The organism is Lacinutrix sp. YIN62 (genome assembly GCF_057219185.1).
Genome location: NZ_JBXVVH010000002.1, coordinates 101,043 through 122,425, shown reverse-complemented (window position 1 = coordinate 122,425; position 21,383 = coordinate 101,043). Strand labels below are relative to the sequence as shown.

Here is a 21,383-nt window from a genome sequence, read left to right as displayed (position 1 = left end):
AAATAATTAAGACTGTTGTTTGTCTATTAAGGTTCGTAATTTTTTTTCGAAAAGCACATAAAACATATTAGCTTTAGGGTCCACAATTTCTTGTTTTCTATTTACTAAAAATACTTTAACTAGCGGGCGTACAAATAAAGTTTCTTTGGATTCTTTAGGGAATTTGAATCGGTATTCGTTATTGTTAGCTAGTCCATAACGTTTTAATATATTCGATTGTTTTTTATTAGAAATAGAATCGATGTTAATTGCTAAAAAATCAATTTTAGGATATTTTAGTTCGAGTTCTTTTATTTTTTTATGAGAAGTGATAATATGATTTCGATTTTGTTCCGTCCAAAAATAAATAACTGTAGGTTTTTTTATTAAGGTTGCAAGATCTATTTCTTCATTATTTATATTCAATAAAGGTATTGAAGGAATTTTCTGACCAGGCTTTAGGTTTTTATAAGAATTTATAACATTATTTGCCTTAGTAATAAGTTCTTGATTTGAACATTTTTCTTTAAAAGATTTAAATAGTTCATCATAACCCTTGGTATCTTTTGAAACATCAATAAATTTTATAATGGTATGATACAATAAATTGTTTTTGATATCTTCTTCACTATTAAAATAGTTATCAATAGCGGTTAATTTATCCATATTATAATCTATAGAGTGTTTATTGTAATTGCCATCTATAGAATGTTTAAGATGCTCTTCATACCCGATGTTATCTATATGGCATTTTAAAAAAATGCTATAGGGTTCATAGCCTTTTAACATGTCATCACAATAATTAATGTTCTTTCTATAATCATAAAAATTGTCTGACAAATTATTGAATATTTCCATTTTAGTCTTGCTGTAATGCGCAAAAGGGTAAAATTCTTTATAGGTATAGTATTTATAATTAATATTAGCCTTTGCTATTTTAAAAAATAACGCTGACGTTTTATTTTTTTGTATAAACTTTTTTAATTTGCGAAGGCTTTCATTTCGTATGGCGTTGATTTTCTTTTCAAAAGGAACCGGGTCTAATTGACAAGTTTTCAACATCTTTTTATTTAAATCTTCTTTTTCATTTTCAAGAAACATATCCATTAGATAATTGTTTTCTTTAGCACCTCTTTTTCCTGTATAAACAAGCGATTCGTCAAAATCTAAGGTGTTTAATCGTAAGAGTAAACTATCATTAGGTTGTAAAAGAATGAATTGGTATTCTTTACCGTAAAAGAACTTATATAAACCAGCTTTTACATTTGTAAATTTATAAGAAAAGCTATCGTTATGATCTAAAGGAATAGAATCAAGGGTTGCGTTATTTTTTTTTAATACTATGAAATTTGAATCTGGATTTGGATTAATTATTTTGCCACCTATATACGCATGATTGTTTTTATTTTCTTTAATAGGCTTCTTACACGTAATAAGTGATAACGAGACTATTAACAATATGTAAAATGATTTAAAATTCATTTCGTATTCTATAGGATAAATGTGAGTTAGTAAAACAAAAATATGTTTTGAATCTTTGGGTTGATGTTAATGCGTTGTTAAATTGAATAAAAACTTTAATAAATTGATTAAAACACTATATAAAAGTAAGCTACGTTATAGTTTAAGTTGTTTTTTGCTGTTTATTTGAGGTATTATTATAAAGCCGATTTGTATCGGCTTTTTGGAAGTAATTTTTTACTTTTGCAAAAAAATAAAACAGCAGTAATGTTATCAGTTTCAAACCTATCAGTACAATTCGGTAAACGTGTACTTTTTGACGAAGTAAATACAACGTTCAACAATGGCAATTGTTATGGAATAATAGGTGCCAATGGTGCCGGAAAATCCACATTCTTAAAAATAATATCTGGTAAGATGGATCCTACCTCAGGACACGTACATTTGGAGGCAGGAAAACGGATGTCTGTATTAGAGCAGAATCACAATAAACACGATGAGGATACGGTATTAGAAACGGTAATAAAAGGCAATCAACCTTTGTTTAAGATTAAATCTGAAATTGATGCACTTTATGCAGATTATACCGATGAGAATGCAGAGAAAATAGGGGAACTTCAAGTACAGTTTGAAGAAATGAATGGTTGGAATGCAGATAGTGATGCTGCAGCAATGTTATCTAACTTAGGGATAAAGGAAGAATTGCATTATACCTTAATGGCCGATTTAGATGGTAAACAAAAAGTACGTGTTTTATTAGCACAAGCCCTTTTTGGAAATCCAGATGTTTTAATTATGGATGAGCCTACCAATGATTTGGATTATGAAACTATAGGTTGGTTAGAGCATTTTTTAGCCAATTATGATAATTGTGTTATAGTAGTATCTCACGATAGACATTTTTTAGATGCCGTTTGTACACATATTAGTGATATAGATTTTGGGAAAATTAATCATTTTTCTGGGAATTACACATTCTGGTATGAATCTTCTCAATTGGCAGCAAGACAACGTTCTCAACAAAATAAGAAAGCCGAAGAAAAGAAAAAGGAACTCGAAGAGTTTATCCGTCGTTTTTCAGCAAATGTTGCAAAAAGTAAGCAGGCAACAAGTAGAAAAAAAATGATAGATAAGTTAAATATAGATGAAATTAAACCCACATCACGTCGTTATCCAGCGATTATATTTGAACGCGATAGAGAAGCAGGAGATCAAATATTAAATGTGGAAGGTTTAACGGCGTCTATAGAAGGAGAGGTACTGTTTAAAGACATAGATTTGAACTTAAACAAAGGCGATAAAGTGGTCTTGTTCTCAAGAGATTCTAGAGCGACAACAGCTTTTTATCAAATCTTGAATAGTAAAGAGAAAGCAGATGCTGGTAAATTTGCTTGGGGAGTTACAACTACACAGTCATATTTGCCTTTAGATAACAGTGAGTTTTTCGATAATGATCTGACTTTAATCGATTGGTTACGTCAATGGGCTAAGACAGAAGAAGAGCGTGAAGAAGTAAATATTCGCGGGTTTTTGGGGAAAATGATTTTTAGTGGAGAAGAGGCATTTAAAAAATCTACAGTATTATCTGGAGGAGAAAAAGTACGTTGTATGTTATCACGTATGATGATGACTAGAGCCAATGTACTTCAGTTAGACGAGCCAACAAATCACCTAGATTTAGAGAGTATTACAGCTTTTAATAATTCGCTAAAGAATTTTAAAGGAACGGTGTTGTTTTCTACCCACGATCATGAGTTTGCACAAACTGTAGCTAATAGAGTCGTAGAGTTAACGCCTAATGGTGTTATAGATAGGTTTACTACTTTTGATGATTATATGCAAGATCCAAAGATTAAAGCATTAAGAGAAAAAATGTATACCATATAAAGCGTTGTATATTTATCATTTAGGCTAATAGAATTAAAAATTTAAAAAAGGATCAGAATTTAAATTCTGATCCTTTTTTTTAATTAAAGTGTTTAGAAATTATATACCTCATTCATTGACTTCCATTTCAGAGCGTACATGCTCAACAATAACTGTAGCCTTGTCTGCTTCATTTTTGTGAACATAAATTTCTGGTAAGCCTGGTAATGTAGCACCAAAACCAGCAAGTCTCCCAGATTCAGTTTCATCTTTTACTACAGGATTTATGCCAATCTCTTCCAAGCGTTGTATTATTAACTGAACAACAATAGAATTACCTGTATATACTTTTATATAATTAGAATCTGTCATCTGTTATTTGTATTAAAGGTTACTCTTAAATATACGAAAAAAATAGTGAAAAATTACAGTTTATAGAACGGTTTAATGCGTTAAAGTTATGTGAATAAGGGGCTTTGAAACTGCTTTTTGTACTATAAAAATGAGATAAATTTATAATATTATAACGTGTGCTAATATTAAAAAAGAGAAACTTATTAGAATAGAAAAGCCTCTTTGAAAACTCAAAAAGGCTTACTTTTATTATGCTTAAATAATTATTTGTTATGCTGATTAATAGTGTTTATTTGAAGTATTTATACAAGCTATTAATGCCAAATCCAATAAGTGCAATAGAGAGGATTAGTCTTAGGTTACTATAATTGGCCTCAGTAAAAAAATGACTGTAAAGTCTATATGCTCCAAACCCTATAAATACAAAACCTAATACTAAGCTTAAGGTGTTTTTATGCTTTTGTGCTGCTTCGTCCATAGTTATTACCTTAATTCAGCTCCAAGTTTATTTTCAAAGTTAGCTTGTAATTTGTTCATGATTTTATCAACGACTTTGTCTGTTAATGTTTTACGTTCGTCTTGAAATGTAAAACTTACAGCATAACTTTTCTTTCCTTTAGGAAGGTTTTTGCCTTGATAGACATCAAATAAACTAATGTTTTTAAGCAATTGTTTTTCTGTTTGTTTTGCAATAAGATGTATTTGTTCAAAAGTAACCTGATCATCCAATAATAACGCAAAATCACGCCTTACCTCGGGATATTTAGGGATTGCTTTGAATGTAATGCTATTATGTTTAGCAACCTCTATAATATTATCCCAGTTAAAATCGGCATAACAGACCTCTTGAGTTATTCCAAAGTGTTTTAAAATAGAGTTTTTTACCATACCAAAAGCAACAAGTGATCTTTTACCTTGCTCAAATTGTTGCCCTTCACTAAAAATATCATTTTTAATAGGAGCTGCTTTGTAGCGGCTAATGCCTAAACGTTCTAAAAGGGCTATAATCGTTCCTTTTAAAAAGAAGAAATCACTTTTAGAAGGTGTCATACTCCAGCTTTCTTTCGTTTTGTTTCCTGTAGTAAAAAGTGTTAAGTGTTTGTATTCTTCTCGTGTATCGTTATAATTATGATAGGTTTTACCAAATTCGAAGAACTTTAAATCACTATTTCTTCTATTAATATTGTGTACTACAGCTTCTAAACCAGAAAATAATAAGGACTGTCTCATAACGGAGAGGTCGTTACTTAAAGGGTTTAGCATCGTAATATTATGTTCGTCTTTTAGCTGCTTACTAAGGTTAATATAATTAGGAGTTGTTAATGAGTTACTCATAATTTCATAAAACCCTTGAGAGGCTAATTGATTGCCTACAATGTTTTGCAATTTATAATCTTCAAATCTTGAAGAGTTTGAAATAGAAGCATTTAATTTCGTTGTGGTTTTTATATTATTATATCCGTAAACACGTAATATTTCCTCAATAACATCAGCTTCTCGTTGTACATCATTTCTATAGGCAGGAACTGTTAATCCTAAGCCTGTTTCTGTAACGTTGTTAACTTTAATATCAAGAGAGGATAAAATACTTTTTATAGTTTCCCTTGGGATTTCTTGTCCGATCAATTTATTTACTTTTTCGAAAGTAATATGTACTTGAAAGTCTTTTATTTTATTTGAATAATCATCAGAAATATCACTTGTAATCTCACCACCAGCAACTTCTTGAATTAAAAGTGCAGCACGTTTTAAAGCATATTCTGTAATATTAGGGTCTATTCCGCGTTCAAACCTAAAAGAAGCGTCGGTATTTAAGGCATGACGTTTAGCCGTTTTACGAATACTCACAGGGTTAAAAAAAGCACTTTCTAAAAAGATATTAGTTGTGTGCTCTGAAACGCCAGAATTTAAACCTCCCAAAACGCCAGCGATACAAAGTGGTTTTTGCGCATCACAAATCATTAAGTCGTCCTCATGTAATTCACGCTCAATACCATCTAAAGTTGTAAATTTTGTACCAGCATCTACTGTTTTTACTTCAATCTTATTTCCGGAGATTTTATTAGCATCAAAGGCGTGTAATGGTTGTCCTAACTCATGTAATACGTAGTTTGTTGCATCTACTACATTGTTTACAGGCGTTAATCCAATAGATTTTAAACGGTGTTGTATCCATGTCGGTGATTCTTCAACTTTTATTCCCGAAATAGAAACGCCACAATAACGTGGGGCTAATTTTTTATTTAAAACGTCTACATCAATCTTTAAGGTTCTGCTGTCTACATGAAATGCACTCACTGAAGGTGTGATTAATTCTAAGGTAATATCCTTGTGCTGTAAACCTGCTTTTAAATCACGAGCTGTACCAAAATGACTCATTGCATCGGCTCTATTTGGTGTTAGACCAATTTCAAAAACCTGATCGTTTTCAATATCAAATAATGTAGCGGCAGCAGTACCAACCATAAGGTCTTCAGGGAGTACCATAATCCCATCATGCGATTTTCCTAAACCCAATTCGTCTTCGGCACAAATCATCCCATGACTTTCTTCTCCACGAATCTTACCTTTCTTTATAGTCCAAGCTTCACCTTCTTCAGTGTACAATGTTGTTCCTATTGTGGCAACAGGCACTTTTTGGCCAGCAGCTACATTTGGTGCGCCGCAAACGATTTGTACAGGCGTTTCTTTTCCAATATTAACAGTGGTAACTTTTAAGCGGTCTGCATTTGGGTGCTGTATACAGGTTAATACTTCGCCTACAACAACGCCTTCTAATCCTCCTTTTACACTTTGGTAGGTGTCCAAGCCTTCAACTTCAAGACCAAGATCGGTAAGTAATTCACTTGTTTGTTCTGGTGACCAATCTGTTTTGATAAATTGTTTTAACCAGTTATATGAAATTTTCATCGATAGATGTTTAAGTGTTTTTAAATTGTTAAATACCATCGCCTTATTTTAAGGTATCGGTATTTAAAGACCGCAAATATAAGAATAGTTGAGAGTTCTTGAAATTGAAAAAAGCCTTTTGTTTCAAAAATAGTTGTTAACAGTTTCTTGACCTTTAATTAACCTAAAGATAGCATGTTATCGTTTAATACGAATTAGTTTAGAATCTAAACTGAAAAAGACGGAGTTCTTTTTGAAAATAGGAACTAAATTGCTCGAAAAAATAAAATATAACTAAAAAAACGAAAAATGAAAAACAAATTACTTATTGCGTTGTTGTTATTGTCTGCGATGGGCTTCTCTCAAGTGCCTGCGTATTATAATGATATCGATTTAACGCAAACCGGAGAGGTTTTAAAAAATGATCTTGCCACTAAGGTTATTAGCACGCATACAACCTTTATAAATTATACTCCAGGAGTTTGGAATGCTTTACAACAGGCAGATTTAGACCCCGGTAATGCAAATAAGGTGTTACTTATTTATGGGAGTAATGATACCGATGGTATTGCTAAAACAGATAGAACAAGAGAAAAGTATGACTATGGCGGTAATGTGGGGCTTTGGAATAGGGAGCATGTTTATGCGCGTTCTCTTGGGATGCCTAATTTAGGAAGCTCAGGTCCAGGAAGTGATGCGCACCATATGCGCGCTGCAGACGGCCAAATGAATGGCACAAGAAGCAATCGGAAATTTGCCGATGGTAGTGGAGATTCTGGTATTACATCGCAAGGGTATTTTTATCCAGGAGATGAATGGAAAGGAGATGTTGCTCGTATGATGATGTTTATGTACTTACGTTACGGCGAACGTTGTTTACCGCGAAATGTGGGCGTAGGAAATACTATGGTTAGCGATGCTAATATGATAGATTTATTTTTACAATGGAATGTGGATGACCCTGTAAATGCATTTGAAGATCAAAGGAATGCTGTGATAGTCGAAATTCAAGGCAATAGAAATCCTTTTATTGATAACCCTGCCTTAGCTACCAATATTTGGGGTGGACCACAAGCCGAAGATCGCTTTGGAACAGAAACAGGAGGCAATACAGGAGTAAGCTCAGAGTTATTTATATCTGAGTATATTGAAGGAACGTCTAATAATAAAGCGATAGAAATAGCGAATTACACAGGCGCAGCAGTTAACCTTTCTGAATATGTGATTAAAAGACAAACTAATGGTGCTGGAAGTTGGAGTACAGGGTATGCATTAAGCGGTAGTTTAACAAATGGAAAGGTGTACGTAGTAGCGAATAGTAACGCAACGTCTGCAATAACCTCTAATGCCAATGCAACAACGAGTAACAGTGCCTTAGCTTTTAATGGAAATGATGCTGTTGGATTATTTAAAAATAATGTTTTGATTGATATTGTAGGGACTTATAATGGTGGGAGTTCGAATTTTGCCAAAGACAAAACATTAAGACGAAAAGCTAATATTAGTGTCCCAAATATAACATATATAGCTACCAATTGGGATGTTTTTAATGTTAATACCTTTAGTGGTTTGGGAACACATGTTGTTGAAAATTCCGAAAGTGATTCTACATCAGAATCAATACCTATAAGCTATTGTGAATCTGAAGGCGAAAATTCTAGCTTTGAATATATAGACTTTGTTGGAATAGGAGGCATTTCTAATGAAACAACAACGAACTCAGGCTATGGAAATTTTACTAACCAAATAGGCCATTTACCGTATGGGGCAAATACCATTGTGTTAAGCGTTGGTTTTTCGGGAACACCGTATACAGAGTTTTTAAAAGTATGGATAGATTTTAATAAAAATGGAATATTTGAAACTTTAGAAGAAGTGGTTACAACCAGTACAACAAATACGAGTAATTTATCTTATAATTTCAATGTGCCAAGTACAGCTTTGTCTGGCCATACAAGAATGCGCGTTTCTATGAAATGGGAGCGTGCGCAAACGGCTTGCGAAACTATTTCTTATGGAGAAGTAGAAGATTACACGGTGAATATTGGTGGAGCAGCAAGGCTAATGCTTAATGATTTTAAGTCTGCTGAAAATAGATTGAAGGCAACGCCTTTAGGTTTTGATGCTGCAGTATATACTAAGCGGTCTGATTTAGTTGTAGAAATGCAAGATGATAGAGTTGTAGATTATACGATCTATACTATTACAGGGCTATTTATAACAAATGGCACTTTTAACAAAGTAATGACTATTGATGGTTTGAAATCGGGAGTTTATATTATACATATTAATGATGGGCAACATACGATTCAAAAAAAGATTATTAAGGAATAAAAGAACAGATAATCTCATATTTAAAGCGCAACTTTATGGTTGCGCTTTTTTATTTGTAAGTAATTTGTTGTTTATTCGATTACTCTTAAAAATGTATTATTATGTATAAATTATTATTGTCATTTCTTTTACTAGCTTTAGTCTCTTGTAAAACAGAGACGAAGGCTGAAAATACAACTGAAAAGTTAACTAAAGGGCTTTATAGAGCTGAATTGAAGATCGGTGAAAAGGAACGAATGCCCTTTGTGTTTGAGGTAGAAAACGAAAATAAACTAAAAGTATATAATGCCGAGGAAATAATTGATGTAGATGAAATAACTTATAAAAAGGATTCTGTATTTATAAAAATGCCTGTTTTTGAAGGGTATTTAGTTGCCAAGATTGAAAATGAAGTTTTAAATGGAAATTTTGTAAAAGCAGGATTAAATAGAACAGTTCCTTTTTCTGCCGAAAAAAAAGAGAGTCGTTTTGATATTTCTGGAAAAGCAAAAGCAAATCTTACTGGGCAATGGGAAACTGTTTTTAGTCCAGAAACAGACGATAAATATATTGCTAAAGGTATTTTTACGCAGAAGGGAAATACAGTAACTGGGACATTTAGAACAGAAACAGGCGATTATCGTTTTCTTGAAGGTGTTGTTAATGGAGATAAAATGCAAATGTCTACTTTTGATGGAGCACATGCTTTTCTTTTTACAGCTACGGTTACCGATTCTACTATGAATGGTGTTTTTTATTCCGGAAATCATTGGAAAGAGCCCTTTGTAGCAAAACGAAACCCGACTTACGAATTACCAGATTCAAATGACTTAACATATTTAAAAGAAGGTTACGATAGTTTAGCTTTTACTTTTCCAGATGCCAATGGTAAAGATGTCTCTTTAACAGATGAGCGTTTTAAAAATAAAGTGGTTTTAGTTCAAATTATGGGAACATGGTGTCCTAACTGTTTAGATGAAAGCAAATACTATGCAGAATATTATAAAAATAATAAAGCGAAAGATATAGAAATAGTAGCTTTAGCTTTTGAATATGCAAAAACAGATGAGGCCGCGTTTTCTAAAATTAAACGCTTAGCAGATAGAGTCGGTATTGAATATCCAATATTACTTGCGCAAAAGGGGTCAACGAGTAAAGTTAAAGCGCAAGAGAAATTACCAATGTTAAATCACGTGTTGAGTTATCCTACAACAGTATTTGTGGATAAAACAGGAAAAGTACGTAAAATACATACCGGATTTAATGGTCCAGCAACGGGAGATAAATTTACGGTGTTTAAAACGGAATTCGAAAGTTTTGTTAATAAGCTATTGAATGAATAATACGAAGGGAGCTTCATTTTGTTGATAAAAGTGAATAATTTTTTTTAAACATAATAAAGATATAATATTGAATACTAACCCATAGAAGTGGTAGGATACTTCTTACTTTAAGTTTCGTAAGGTTAAAAATAGCATTTTAACATCTTTTTTCCTACATTTAGATTTTTAATATGCTATTATTAACAAAAAATACTAATCATTAAATTTTAAAAAGTTAAAATGAATGCGCTATATGGTAGATTCTAAATCTATTAATTTTTAATGTATTGATATTTTATAATCCCTAAATAAAAATGATGTCAAAAGAAATTATCAAACCAAGTGGAGTAATATCTTCAGAAGAAGCAAAACAATTAGATGCTGCTTTTGATGAAAGATATAAAGCCGTGTGCAATTGTGTAAAAAAAGAAGACAATCGTTCCTCTTGGTGGTCATTAGAAGATATGCGTAACTTTTTGAATTACGCAGAATATCAAGCTGATAAATTAGGTTACACTATGGATGGTGTGCGTGTATATCAAGGTGTACATGTAAAAGAAGGTTCTACGTCTTTATTTATAGCGCCTACAGGTTATTCTAATGAGGCTGGAGCAGCTAAAACTGCAGGGAAAGGAGATATTCCAAACGGAGATGTTTTAAATGCAGGTAGTGCAGGAAACCCGCCTAGTGCTAAATATCCACAGTAAATTTAGTTTTAATAATTGGAAGAATTTTTAAAACAGAATTATAGTTTTATAACATATAGTGTTGAGGTTATGGCAGCTGTCACGGGTTTGTTTCTTTATAAGAAGTATAAGCTTACAGCGGCCAAATTTTTTGTTTGGTTTCTTGTGTATCTTGTTTTTTGTGATGTATTTGGATTATATGCTAAATATACAACAGGAGATGGTTTTTTAGCTTTTTTAAATGGTACTTGTTTTGAAAAAAACCATTGGTGGTTTACATTGACTTGGTTTGTTGGAGCTATTCTTTTTTTTGTATTCTATTATTATAAGATTTTGAATAATAATAGAGATAAGTTTATTGTAAAATATAGTGGGATTGTTTTTTTAGTAACTTCTGTATTATACATTCTATTTCATTTTCAAGACTTCTTTATCAAGTTTTTTCCTATTATAAGTGTCTTAGGTGCTATTGTGATTTTTATTTGCACCGTCCTTTATTTTATTCAAATTTTACAAAGTGAAGAGATTCTAAGCTTTTATAAATCGTTGAATTTTTATATTAGTGCTGCAATATTAATATGGTGGTTAATAATTACCCCTTTGGTATTTTACGATATTTATTTTGGGAAGTGGGATTTGAATTTTGTGCTTTTAAAATGGCAAATCTATTTGTTTTCTAATGTATTTATGTATTCCGTATTCACTTTTGGTTTAATTTTTTCTACCCCTAATAATGACTAATCTTTTCTTTTTTTTACAACACTTAAAAAGGCCAGTATCCTCTGCCGCCGAACGGTATTTGTTAACTTATATGATTTGCGTATTGTTGATTGTTTGTACGTTAATTATTCTCTTTTTTATTGTGTTTCAAAAACGAAAAAATAAATTAATTCTAGAAAAGATAAGGCAACAGCAAATATTTGAAGAAGCGTTATCGCAAACACAGTTAGAAATACAAGAACAAACCCTTAAAAATATTGGTCAAGAATTACATGATAATGTCGGTCAAATTTTATCTGTAGCTAATATGAATTTGAGTATTCTTAGTATGCAGGTACCTGAGGATATTAAAGAATCTTTTGTAGAAACTAAAGCAGCTGTAAAGGAGGGCTTAAGTGAGTTAAGAGCGCTTTCAAAATCATTAAATAGCGATGTTATAGCTAATAAAGGGGTAAAAGAATCTATCGAAAATGAAGTTAAACGCTTAAATAAGTTGAAGTTATTACCAACAGAGTTTAGTGTTGAAGGGAATGAGCAAGCGTTCAATAAAAATAAAGACAGTATTATCTTATTTCGGATTATTCAAGAGTTTATTTCGAATACAGTAAAGTATGCCGAAGCAACACGATTAGTGATAAAACTAAGCTATCACGAAAAGGGATTAAAGATTATAGCGTCAGACAATGGCAAAGGCTTTGATATCGCGAGTGCTGAAAAAGGATCTGGCCTTATAAATATGCAAAATAGAGCCGCCTTAATAAATACTAGTTATAATTTAAGCTCTAAAAAAGACGAAGGAGTTACGCTAGAATTAAATTACTTATATAAATAAAGGGAGTGCAGTGTTTTTATTGCAACCATTTTAAAATAAGTTTAATGAGTTTTAGTTTGCCTTTGTATGGGGCATATCTAAATGGTAAATCTAGCCAATTTCCTTTTTTTACCACAGCTTTTCTATGTGAGAAGGTATCGAAAGAGAATTTACCATGGTAAGCACCTATACCACTGTTACCAACACCTCCAAATGGTAATTTATGATTAACAAAATGAATGACCGTGTCATTAATTGCACCTCCTCCAAAAGAAAATGTTTGCACTAATTTTTTAGATTTTGAAGCTTGTGTGCTAAATACATATAAAGACAATGGCTTATCGTAAGTTGTGATAATAGTTTCTATTTCAGAATCATTTTCATAAGAAATAACAGGAAGGATAGGACCAAAAATTTCATCTTTCATAACCTCGCTATCCAGTTTAGGCTCATCAATTACAGTAGGAGAGATGTATAAGGTGTTAACATCTGTTTCACCGCCTAGTACACAGTGTTCATCGTGTAACATTTTTTCTAGGCGTTCAAAGTTTTTGCGATTTATAATTCTTGCAAAGTCTTCAGATTGTTTAGGAGTATTGGAATATGCTAATTCAATTTCAGATTTAAAAGCATCGTAAAACTGTTGCTTTACACGCTTATGAATTAAGATATAATCTGGAGCAATACACGTTTGTCCTGCATTTAAAAATTTCCCCCATACAATACGTTTTGCACTTAATTTTATGTTGGCTGTTTCATCAATTATACAAGGGTTTTTACCTCCCAATTCTAAAGTAGTAGGCGTTAAGTGTTCTGCAGCTGCTTTAGCTACTATTTTACCAACAGAAACACTTCCAGTAAAAAAAATATAATCCCAGCGTAGAGAAAGTAATTCTGTAGCAGTAGACACTCCTCCCATGACTACACAGGCGTGTTCGGGTTTAAAAACCGTTTTTATAATTGCATCTATAACTTTAGACGTGTTTGGCGTTAATTCACTTGGTTTTATTACAACCGTGTTTCCCGCTGCAATTGCGGCAATTAAAGGGGTAAGTGCTAACTGGTATGGGTAATTCCATGGTGCAATAGAAAGAACCGTACCATAGGGTTCTGAATATATTTTATCTGAAGAAGGAAAATTTAAAAGCGAAGGCGTAACCCGCTTGGGCTTGGCCCATTTGCCTAATTTATTTATAGTTAAATCTAACTCCGCAATAACTGTTGTTGTTTCGCTAACCACAGATTCAAAAGCAGGCTTTTTGAAATCATTATACAATGCTGAAATAATCTCAGTTTCACGTTTTATTAACTCGGCTTTTAAACGTTTTAAGATCTGTTTTCTAAAGGAAATAGATTTAGTTTCTCCGGTTTTAAAATACGCTTTTTGTGATTTTATTAATTGGGGGATCATATGTCTTAATTGTATATAGCTAGGTGCCTAGTTAGTCTTAATTTATTTCTTTCCTGTAGAAAGATGGGGTATAAATTTAAGAATATATTTAAAATTAATAAGAAAATAAATAAATTGTTATAGCACGTTTTCCTTTGTTTAATTTTTTAGCCACCAAAACCCAATATTCCTAATAAATAAAGTGCTAGGATATTAACTTAAACATGCATCCCAAATGGCGTCACTTGGAAGAGGAGCCGTAATATGTAATTCTATTTTTGAAACAGGATGAATAAAAGTAATATGCCTTGCGTGTAAGTTAATACTGGCGTCTTTGTTACTTCTATTAAAACCGTATTTTAAATCACCTTTTATAGGACTTCCTATGCTGGAGAGTTGTGAGCGTATTTGATGGTGACGCCCCGTTTCTAGGTTTATCTCTAAAAGCGAATAATTGTCTAATGTTTTTAGTGTTTTATAATGAAGAATAGCTTTTTTACTATCAGAAACTTCTTTGATATAAGCTGTAGATTTATTGTTTTTTGGATTCTTTTTTAGCCAATGAATTAACGTGTTAGCCTTTTTAGAAGGTTTATTTTTAACAATTGCCCAATAGGTCTTTGAAATGGCTTTAGATGCAAATAGTTTATTTAAGCGTGGTAAAGCCTTACTCGTTTTTGCAAAAATAACTAAGCCTGTTGTGGGTCTGTCTAATCTATGTACAGTGCCTAAGTAAACATTTCCAGGTTTGTTGTATTTTTCTGCAATATATTCCTTTACAATATCACTAAGTGGTTTATCTCCCGTTTTATCACCTTGAACAATGTCTCCTGCACGTTTGTTAACGACTATAATATGATTGTCTTCATAGATAACCTGTAAATTTGATTTATTAGATAATATTTTTGGCATTTCTTCTATTAAATATATAAAGACAATCTTTTAATGTAAGCGGTATTATTATTCAAAGTAAAAACCTTAATTATAAGTGAATTGTAGTCTTAAAATAAAGAATAGAAATAACTTTTTTAAATGTTTATACTAAAGGTTTTGGCTTAAGTTAAAATCAATATTGTTCAGATTCATTAGGGAAATCACCGTTTTTTATGTCTGTAGAATATTGACTAAAGGCATTTGTCATATCTTCGTACAGGTTCATATATCGACGTAAAAAACGCGGATTGAATTCATGAGTCATTCCAAGCATATCATGAGTTACTAGTACTTGACCATCAACACCTGCACCTGCGCCAATACCAATTACAGGAATGGAAACACTGGCCGCTACTTCTTGTGCTAATTTTGCGGGAATTTTTTCTAGAACGATAGCAAAACACCCTGCTTTTTCTAACATTAAGGCATCTTCTTTAAGTTTAATAGCTTCTTGTTCTTCTTTCGCACGAACAGTATAAGTGCCAAATTTATATATAGATTGTGGAGTTAACCCTAGATGCCCCATTACAGGAATACCTGCATTGAGAATGCGTTTTATAGATTCTTTTACTTCTTTACCGCCTTCCATTTTTACGGCATGACCGCCAGATTCTTTCATAATTCTAATCGCAGAACGCAATGCTTCTTTAGGATCGCTTTGGTAACTTCCAAAAGGAAGATCAACAACAACTAAAGCGCGATCAATAGCTCTTATAACTGATGACGCGTGATATATCATCTGATCTAAAGTAATGGGTAAGGTTGTTTCATGACCAGCCATTACATTACTTGCCGAATCACCAACGAGAATAACATCGATTCCTGCGCCATCAACAATTTTGGCCATTGTATAATCATAAGCCGTTAACATCGATATTTTTTCCTTGTTGGCTTTCATATCAATTAATGACTTTACTGTAACTCTCTTATATTCCTTTTTTGCAACTGACATTTATTGTAATTTAATATAGATTGTAAAAATAGTAAATTAAGTAGATACTGTTAAACTTTTCTTTAAGGCTTAATGCTTGTCTATTTATATTTTAAATTAGTCTAAAAATTAAAGTTATGGTACGTATTGCAGTCTTATTAGTTTTATTGATAACAGGCACAGTTAAAGCTCAGGTTAATATAGATGAGCAAGCAGCTGTTAAAGAAAGAATAGAAACGTTTTTTGATGGTTTTCATAAAGGAGATACAACCCTAATAAAAACAGTGATGATGGGAGCGTTTACAACACAAACTGCTTTCAAAAATGAACAAGGAAAAGATGTTTTGATAACAGAAAACGTGTCAAAACTAATTAAAGCGATTGCAGAAAGGCCTAGCGATCAAAAATGGGATGAGCGTTTATTAGATTTTAAAATACAAGTAGATGGTAATATGGCGCATGTTTGGACGCCTTACGAATTTTGGTTTAATGGTAAATTTAGCCATTGTGGTGTAAATTCATTTCAATTGTTTAAAGACAATGGCTCTTGGAAAATTATTTATTTAATGGATACTAGAAGAAGGGCAGGATGCAATCCTAAATAAAGAGTTTAGCAATCGGCTAAATTTACGCGAATAGCTAAACCACCTTCACTGGTTTCTTTGTATTTTGTATTCATGTCTTTAGCTGTTTCCCACATGGTATCAACCACTTTATCTAAAGGAACTTTTACATTTTTAGGATCTGTTTCTAGTGCTAACTCAGCAGCGTTAATCGCTTTTATAGCTCCCATAGAATTGCGTTCTATGCAAGGAATTTGAACCAAACCTCCAATAGGATCGCAGGTTAAGCCTAAATGATGCTCCATCGCAATTTCAGCAGCAATCAAAACCTGTTCTGGAGAGCCTCCTAATAGTTCGCATAATGCTCCAGCGGCCATTGCCGATGAAACTCCAATTTCTGCTTGGCAGCCCCCCATAGCAGCACTAATAGTAGCTCCTTTTTTAAAGATACTTCCTATTTCTCCAGCGACTAATAAGAACTGTTTGATTTGATTAAAGTTTGCATTATGGTTTTCAATAACTAAATAATACATTAAAACAGAAGGTATAACGCCAGCACTCCCATTAGTAGGAGCAGTAACCACTCTTCCTAGTGAGGCATTTACTTCGTTTACACTAAGTGCAAAACAACTTACCCACTTAAGGATTTGTCGAAATTTAACCTCACTTTGTCTAATGGCTTGCATCCACTCTTGTGGAGTGTTGTAAGGCACTTCTATGGATAAAGAATTGTGCATCATATCATATGCTCTACGACGTACGTTTAACCCTCCAGGTAAGTTTCCTTCTGTATGGCAACCTATGTACATGCATTCAAGCATTGTATCCCAAACACGTTGTAATTCGGAATCGATATCTGTTTCAGGGCGTAGTGATTTTTCATTCTCAAAAACAATTTCTGATATTGATTTGTCTTCGGCCTTACAATAGGCTAATAACTCAGAAGCTTTGTCAATAGGAAAAGGAAAAGCTTGCTTTAACGTTGTTTTTTCTACATTAGTAGTACGGTCTTCTTTAACAACAAAACCACCTCCAATTGAATAAAAGGTTGCGCTGTGTATTTTTTTATTTTCAATATTAAAAGCGTTAAATGTGAGTCCATTGGCATGAAATGGAAGAAAAGAACGGTTGAATATAATATCTTCTTTAAAATTAAAGCTAATGTTTTTTTCTCCGTTTAAAAGCAGCGTATTATGTTCCTTTATATAAGTAATTGTACTGTCAATCGTATCTACAGGAACGGTTTCTGGATCAGCACCAGTTAATCCTAATAGTACAGCAAGGTCAGTTGCATGGCCTTTTCCTGTTAAAGATAGAGAACCATATAGGTCTATTTGTATACGAGAAATAGTATTAAAAACAGCACTAGCTTTTAATTCAAGTAACCAACGCTCGGCAGCTCGCCAAGGCCCTAATGTGTGTGAGCTAGATGGTCCAACACCTATTTTTAACATATCGAAAACTGAGATACATTCCATAAATACAAAACATTTTAGTGCGCCAAATATAGTTTATATTACTAATAGTTTAAATGCTTTTTAGACGAATTAACATCTAATAGTACGTAAAATCATTTTACTTTGCAATATATTTATTGAAATAAAAATAAGTGTTTAAAATGTTAATTTTTAATGATTTTAATGTGTTTTTATGTTAAAAAACGATAGATTTATGATAATAAAACTTATCGTATATAATGAAAACTAACCTATTATTTGTATTTATGGTTTTTCCAGCACTACTGTTAGCTCAAGTAGGAGTGGGAACCACAACACCAGACACCAGTGCGGCGCTAGATGTAACATCTACTTCGGCAGGAATTTTGATTCCCAGACTAACACAAGCTCAAAAAGAAGCTATAGGAACACCTGCAACGGGATTGTTGATTTATCAAACCGACAATATTGCGGGGTTCTATTATTATAATGGGAGTATATGGAAACCATTAAGCGGAGGCGTAGATAATGATTGGACCTTAAATGGGGACGATATGTATAATGCCAATTCTGGAAATATCGGGATTGGAACCATTAGTCCATCTGCCAAAATACACATTGAAAATACAAGTACCTCCGCAACGATACTAAACCAAGATTTTGAAGCAACTTTAAACCCGTTTAGTATGAGTGGAGATGCAGGATGGTTTATACAAGGGACCGCGGTTAATTCAGGAGGGGCTGCTGCAGAATCAGGGAATATAGGAAATAATCAGGAATCAGTTATGGAATATGTTGTAACGGTGCCTACAGGAGAAACAATGCTTAGCTTTTTCTATTCGGTAGATTCGGAATCAACTTTCGATTTTTTTGAGTTTTCTGTAAATGGTAGTGTAGAAGGACAATGGTCTGGTACTGTACCATGGACAAATTTTACATATGATTTTCCAGCAGCAGGAACCTATATGTTACGCTGGCGCTATTTTAAAGATATAACACAAGCTGTGGGAGATGATGCAGCTAGAGTAGATGATATTGTGATAAGGGCAGAAGGCGATGCTGTTATACGAATTGTAGATGGTAATCAAGCAGCAGGAAAGGTTTTAGTAAGTGATGCAAATGGTAACGGGAAATGGGAAACATTAACCACTAATGCGATTGCAGATATTCCTAGTATAGCAACAATAAGTGGAATGGAAATACCAGCATGTAATAGTGTTTCTGTTGGTTCTACAGGAGGCTTTAATGTCGATATAAAAGGAGTAGATACTACGGTGTTTTGGGAGGTAATCGATCTTCAAAACACCGCAGGGCAGATAGCGAATATAGGCGGCCAAAATGTTTTAAAGGCTCCTTTTAGTCCAGAGCGCTTGCAGGTTAGATACAATTTTAATCCGCAGTTACCTTTCGAACCAGAAGGAATGATTTTTTCTGCTAATAACAACAGTGCTTTTCCAGATACTTTTAGTTTAAATTACGCAAACAAATCTGTAAATTCTATAACAATGAATATTACCAGAACAGACAAATTAGGCGATATTTCTGCAAATTGTTGGCAAGGACAATTCTATTTTGATGTGTTTATGACAGTAAATTAAGATTTAAGTAAACCATAGCAATATATAAAGAAAAGGGGGCTGTTAAACAGAAACCCTTTTTTTTAGTTTATGACATCGTGTCAGTTGTTTTTCATTGGCATAATCATTGACTTTAACAAAGAGAGTTTAAAAATAATATTCAACACAAAATAAAAAATAAATTATATACAATTATGAGTAAGATTATTGGAATCGATTTAGGTACAACAAATTCTTGTGTTTCTGTAATGGAAGGTAACGAGCCAGTTGTGATCCCGAACGCAGAAGGTAAACGTACAACACCTTCGGTTATCGCTTTTGTAGAAGGCGGAGAAATTAAAGTTGGAGACCCAGCGAAGAGACAAGCGGTAACTAATCCAACTAAAACTGTGTACTCTATTAAACGTTTTATGGGGAATAAGTACTCTGAGTCTAAAAAAGAAGCAGAACGTGTACCTTATAAAGTAGTAAAAGGAGATAATGATACTCCTCGTGTAGATATCGATGGTCGTTTATATACACCACAAGAATTGTCTGCAATGATCCTTCAAAAAATGAAGAAAACCGCTGAAGATTATTTAGGAACTTCAGTAGCTGAAGCTGTAATTACAGTGCCAGCATATTTTAACGATGCACAACGTCAGGCTACTAAAGAGGCTGGAGAAATTGCAGGTTTAAAAGTACGTCGTATTATCAATGAGCCTACAGCAGCAGCTTTAGCTTATGGAATGGACAAAAAAGGAACAGACCAAAAAATAGTAGTATTCGATTTTGGTGGTGGTACGCATGATGTATCTATCTTAGAATTAGGAGATGGTGTATTTGAAGTATTGGCAACAGATGGAGATACGCATTTAGGAGGAGATGATGTTGATGAGAAAATCATTAACTGGTTAGCAGACGAGTTTAACGCTGAAGAAAGTATGGATTTACGTAAAGATCCAATGTCTTTACAACGTTTAAAAGAAGCTGCCGAAAAAGCTAAAATTGAATTATCAGCTTCAGAACAAACAGAAATTAACTTGCCGTATATTACAGCTACAGCAAGTGGACCAAAACACTTAGTGCGTACACTAACTAGAGCTAAATTTGAACAATTAATAGACGATTTAGTAAAAAGAACAATAGAGCCATGTATGTCTGCTTTAAAAGCAGCAGGTTTATCTAAAAGTGATATTGACGAAGTAATATTAGTTGGAGGATCTACACGTATTCCAGTAGTACAAAAAGCCGTTGAGCAATTTTTTGGAAAAACACCAAGTAAAGGGGTTAATCCAGATGAGGTTGTTTCTTTAGGAGCAGGGATTCAAGGAGGTGTTTTAACAGGAGATGTTAAAGATGTATTGTTATTAGATGTTACGCCTTTATCATTAGGAATCGAAACAATGGGTAACGTGATGACGAAACTTATTGAAGCAAATACAACTATTCCAACGAAAAAATCTCAAGTATTCTCTACAGCAGCTGATAATCAACCATCGGTAGAAATTCACGTGTTACAAGGTGAACGTACTATGGCTGGAGATAACAAAACGATTGGTCGTTTCCATTTAGATGGTATTCCACCAGCACAAAGAGGAACGCCTCAAATTGAAGTCACTTTTGATATTGATGCAAACGGAATAATTAAAGTATCGGCTACCGATAAAGCGACTAATAAAACACAAGATATTCGTATTGAAGCATCTTCTGGTTTAACTGAAGATGAAATTCAGAAAATGAAAGCAGATGCAGAAGCAAATGCAGAAGCAGATGCAAAAGCCGCAGAAAATGCTAAGAAGTTAAATGAAGCAGATTCAATGATTTTCCAAACGGAAAAACAATTGAAAGAATTTGGAGATAAATTATCAGACGATAAAAAACAACCAATAGAAGCAGCTTTAGAAGAGCTTAAAAAAGCATTTGAAGCAAAAGATTTAGCTTTAATCGATCCTGCTTTAGAGAAGATAAACGAAGCTTGGAAAGTGGCTAGTGAAGAAATGTACAAAGCACAACAAGAAGCGCAAGGCGGTGCTCCAGGACCAGATGCTAACGCAGGTGAGCCAGCACAAGCTGAAGGTGACAATGTTGAAGATGTAGATTTCGAAGAAGTGAAGTAAATAATTTGATGTTTTCATAATGAAAAACGCAATCATTAATTTGATTGCGTTTT

17 protein-coding genes are annotated in these 21,383 nt (G+C 33.1%); 9 read left to right on the top strand and 8 right to left on the bottom strand.

Features of this window, described 5'->3' with window-relative positions; all coding sequences use genetic code 11:
- Window positions 1-6: 6 nt before the first annotated feature.
- The gene (locus tag AC2D8I_RS01935) at window positions 7-1,461 is read right to left on the bottom strand and encodes a TlpA family protein disulfide reductase (protein ID WP_484704303.1); all 1,455 of its coding nucleotides are present in this window, start codon (window positions 1,459-1,461) and stop codon (window positions 7-9) included.
- 246 nt (window positions 1,462-1,707) lie between these two features.
- Between AC2D8I_RS01935 and AC2D8I_RS01930 the strand changes: the two genes are divergently transcribed.
- A complete protein-coding gene (locus tag AC2D8I_RS01930; protein ID WP_484704302.1) occupies window positions 1,708-3,327 on the top strand; it encodes an ABC-F family ATP-binding cassette domain-containing protein in 1,620 nt (539 codons plus the stop codon).
- A gap of 108 nt (window positions 3,328-3,435) precedes the next feature.
- Here AC2D8I_RS01930 and AC2D8I_RS01925 read toward each other — a convergent pair whose 3' ends face one another.
- The 3 genes from AC2D8I_RS01925 to pheT form a co-directional block, all read right to left on the bottom strand.
- Window positions 3,436-3,678 carry a putative signal transducing protein gene (locus tag AC2D8I_RS01925; RefSeq protein ID WP_484704301.1) on the bottom strand — a complete coding sequence of 81 codons (243 nt, stop codon included), beginning with the start codon at window positions 3,676-3,678 and terminating at the stop codon, window positions 3,436-3,438.
- Window positions 3,679-3,949: 271 nt separating this feature from the next.
- Window positions 3,950-4,138, bottom strand: a complete 189-nt coding sequence (locus AC2D8I_RS01920) for a hypothetical protein (RefSeq protein ID WP_484704300.1) — start codon at window positions 4,136-4,138, stop codon at window positions 3,950-3,952.
- A gap of 5 nt (window positions 4,139-4,143) precedes the next feature.
- On the bottom strand, window positions 4,144-6,570 hold the full coding sequence (pheT, locus tag AC2D8I_RS01915) for a phenylalanine--tRNA ligase subunit beta (protein ID WP_484704299.1): 2,427 nt from the start codon (window positions 6,568-6,570) through the stop codon (window positions 4,144-4,146).
- 288 nt (window positions 6,571-6,858) lie between these two features.
- On the opposite strand from pheT, the gene AC2D8I_RS01910 reads away from it, so the two are divergent.
- The 5 genes from AC2D8I_RS01910 (at window position 6,859) to AC2D8I_RS01890 (ending at window position 12,422) form a co-directional block, all read left to right on the top strand.
- Window positions 6,859-8,883, top strand: coding sequence for an endonuclease (locus AC2D8I_RS01910; protein WP_484704298.1), 2,025 nt, complete (start codon window positions 6,859-6,861; stop codon window positions 8,881-8,883).
- Between the two features lie 101 nt (window positions 8,884-8,984).
- On the top strand, window positions 8,985-10,205 hold the full coding sequence (locus tag AC2D8I_RS01905; RefSeq protein WP_484704297.1) for a peroxiredoxin family protein: 1,221 nt from the start codon (window positions 8,985-8,987) through the stop codon (window positions 10,203-10,205).
- A 293-nt stretch (window positions 10,206-10,498) separates the two neighbouring features.
- Window positions 10,499-10,891, top strand: coding sequence for a hypothetical protein (locus tag AC2D8I_RS01900; protein ID WP_484704296.1), 393 nt, complete (start codon window positions 10,499-10,501; stop codon window positions 10,889-10,891).
- A gap of 69 nt (window positions 10,892-10,960) precedes the next feature.
- Window positions 10,961-11,611, top strand: a complete 651-nt coding sequence (locus tag AC2D8I_RS01895) for a hypothetical protein (RefSeq protein ID WP_484704295.1) — start codon at window positions 10,961-10,963, stop codon at window positions 11,609-11,611.
- Window positions 11,604-12,422, top strand: coding sequence for a sensor histidine kinase (locus tag AC2D8I_RS01890; RefSeq protein WP_484704294.1), 819 nt, complete (start codon window positions 11,604-11,606; stop codon window positions 12,420-12,422). Before AC2D8I_RS01895 ends, AC2D8I_RS01890 begins: the two co-directional genes overlap by 8 nt.
- A gap of 16 nt (window positions 12,423-12,438) precedes the next feature.
- Here the strand turns inward: AC2D8I_RS01890 and AC2D8I_RS01885 are convergent, their stop codons facing one another.
- From AC2D8I_RS01885 to panB, 3 genes are all read right to left on the bottom strand, one after another.
- Window positions 12,439-13,812, bottom strand: coding sequence for an aldehyde dehydrogenase (locus AC2D8I_RS01885; RefSeq protein WP_484704293.1), 1,374 nt, complete (start codon window positions 13,810-13,812; stop codon window positions 12,439-12,441).
- A gap of 192 nt (window positions 13,813-14,004) precedes the next feature.
- Window positions 14,005-14,703, bottom strand: a complete 699-nt coding sequence (locus AC2D8I_RS01880; RefSeq protein WP_484704292.1) for an RluA family pseudouridine synthase — start codon at window positions 14,701-14,703, stop codon at window positions 14,005-14,007.
- 154 nt (window positions 14,704-14,857) lie between these two features.
- Entirely contained in the window at window positions 14,858-15,676 is an 819-nt protein-coding gene (gene panB / locus AC2D8I_RS01875) for a 3-methyl-2-oxobutanoate hydroxymethyltransferase (RefSeq protein ID WP_484704291.1), read from the bottom strand.
- Window positions 15,677-15,792: 116 nt separating this feature from the next.
- On the opposite strand from panB, the gene AC2D8I_RS01870 reads away from it, so the two are divergent.
- Window positions 15,793-16,260, top strand: a complete 468-nt coding sequence (locus tag AC2D8I_RS01870) for a nuclear transport factor 2 family protein (protein WP_484704290.1) — start codon at window positions 15,793-15,795, stop codon at window positions 16,258-16,260.
- Between the two features lie 5 nt (window positions 16,261-16,265).
- Here AC2D8I_RS01870 and AC2D8I_RS01865 read toward each other — a convergent pair whose 3' ends face one another.
- Window positions 16,266-17,696: an L-serine ammonia-lyase gene (locus AC2D8I_RS01865; protein ID WP_484704289.1), complete on the bottom strand. Its 1,431-nt coding sequence runs from the start codon at window positions 17,694-17,696 to the stop codon at window positions 16,266-16,268.
- Between the two features lie 218 nt (window positions 17,697-17,914).
- On the opposite strand from AC2D8I_RS01865, the gene AC2D8I_RS01860 reads away from it, so the two are divergent.
- Together AC2D8I_RS01860 and dnaK are read left to right on the top strand one after the other, a co-directional pair.
- Window positions 17,915-19,252, top strand: coding sequence for a hypothetical protein (locus AC2D8I_RS01860; RefSeq protein ID WP_484704288.1), 1,338 nt, complete (start codon window positions 17,915-17,917; stop codon window positions 19,250-19,252).
- A gap of 173 nt (window positions 19,253-19,425) precedes the next feature.
- Window positions 19,426-21,330, top strand: coding sequence for a molecular chaperone DnaK (gene dnaK / locus AC2D8I_RS01855; protein ID WP_484704287.1), 1,905 nt, complete (start codon window positions 19,426-19,428; stop codon window positions 21,328-21,330).
- Window positions 21,331-21,383 lie beyond the last annotated feature (53 nt).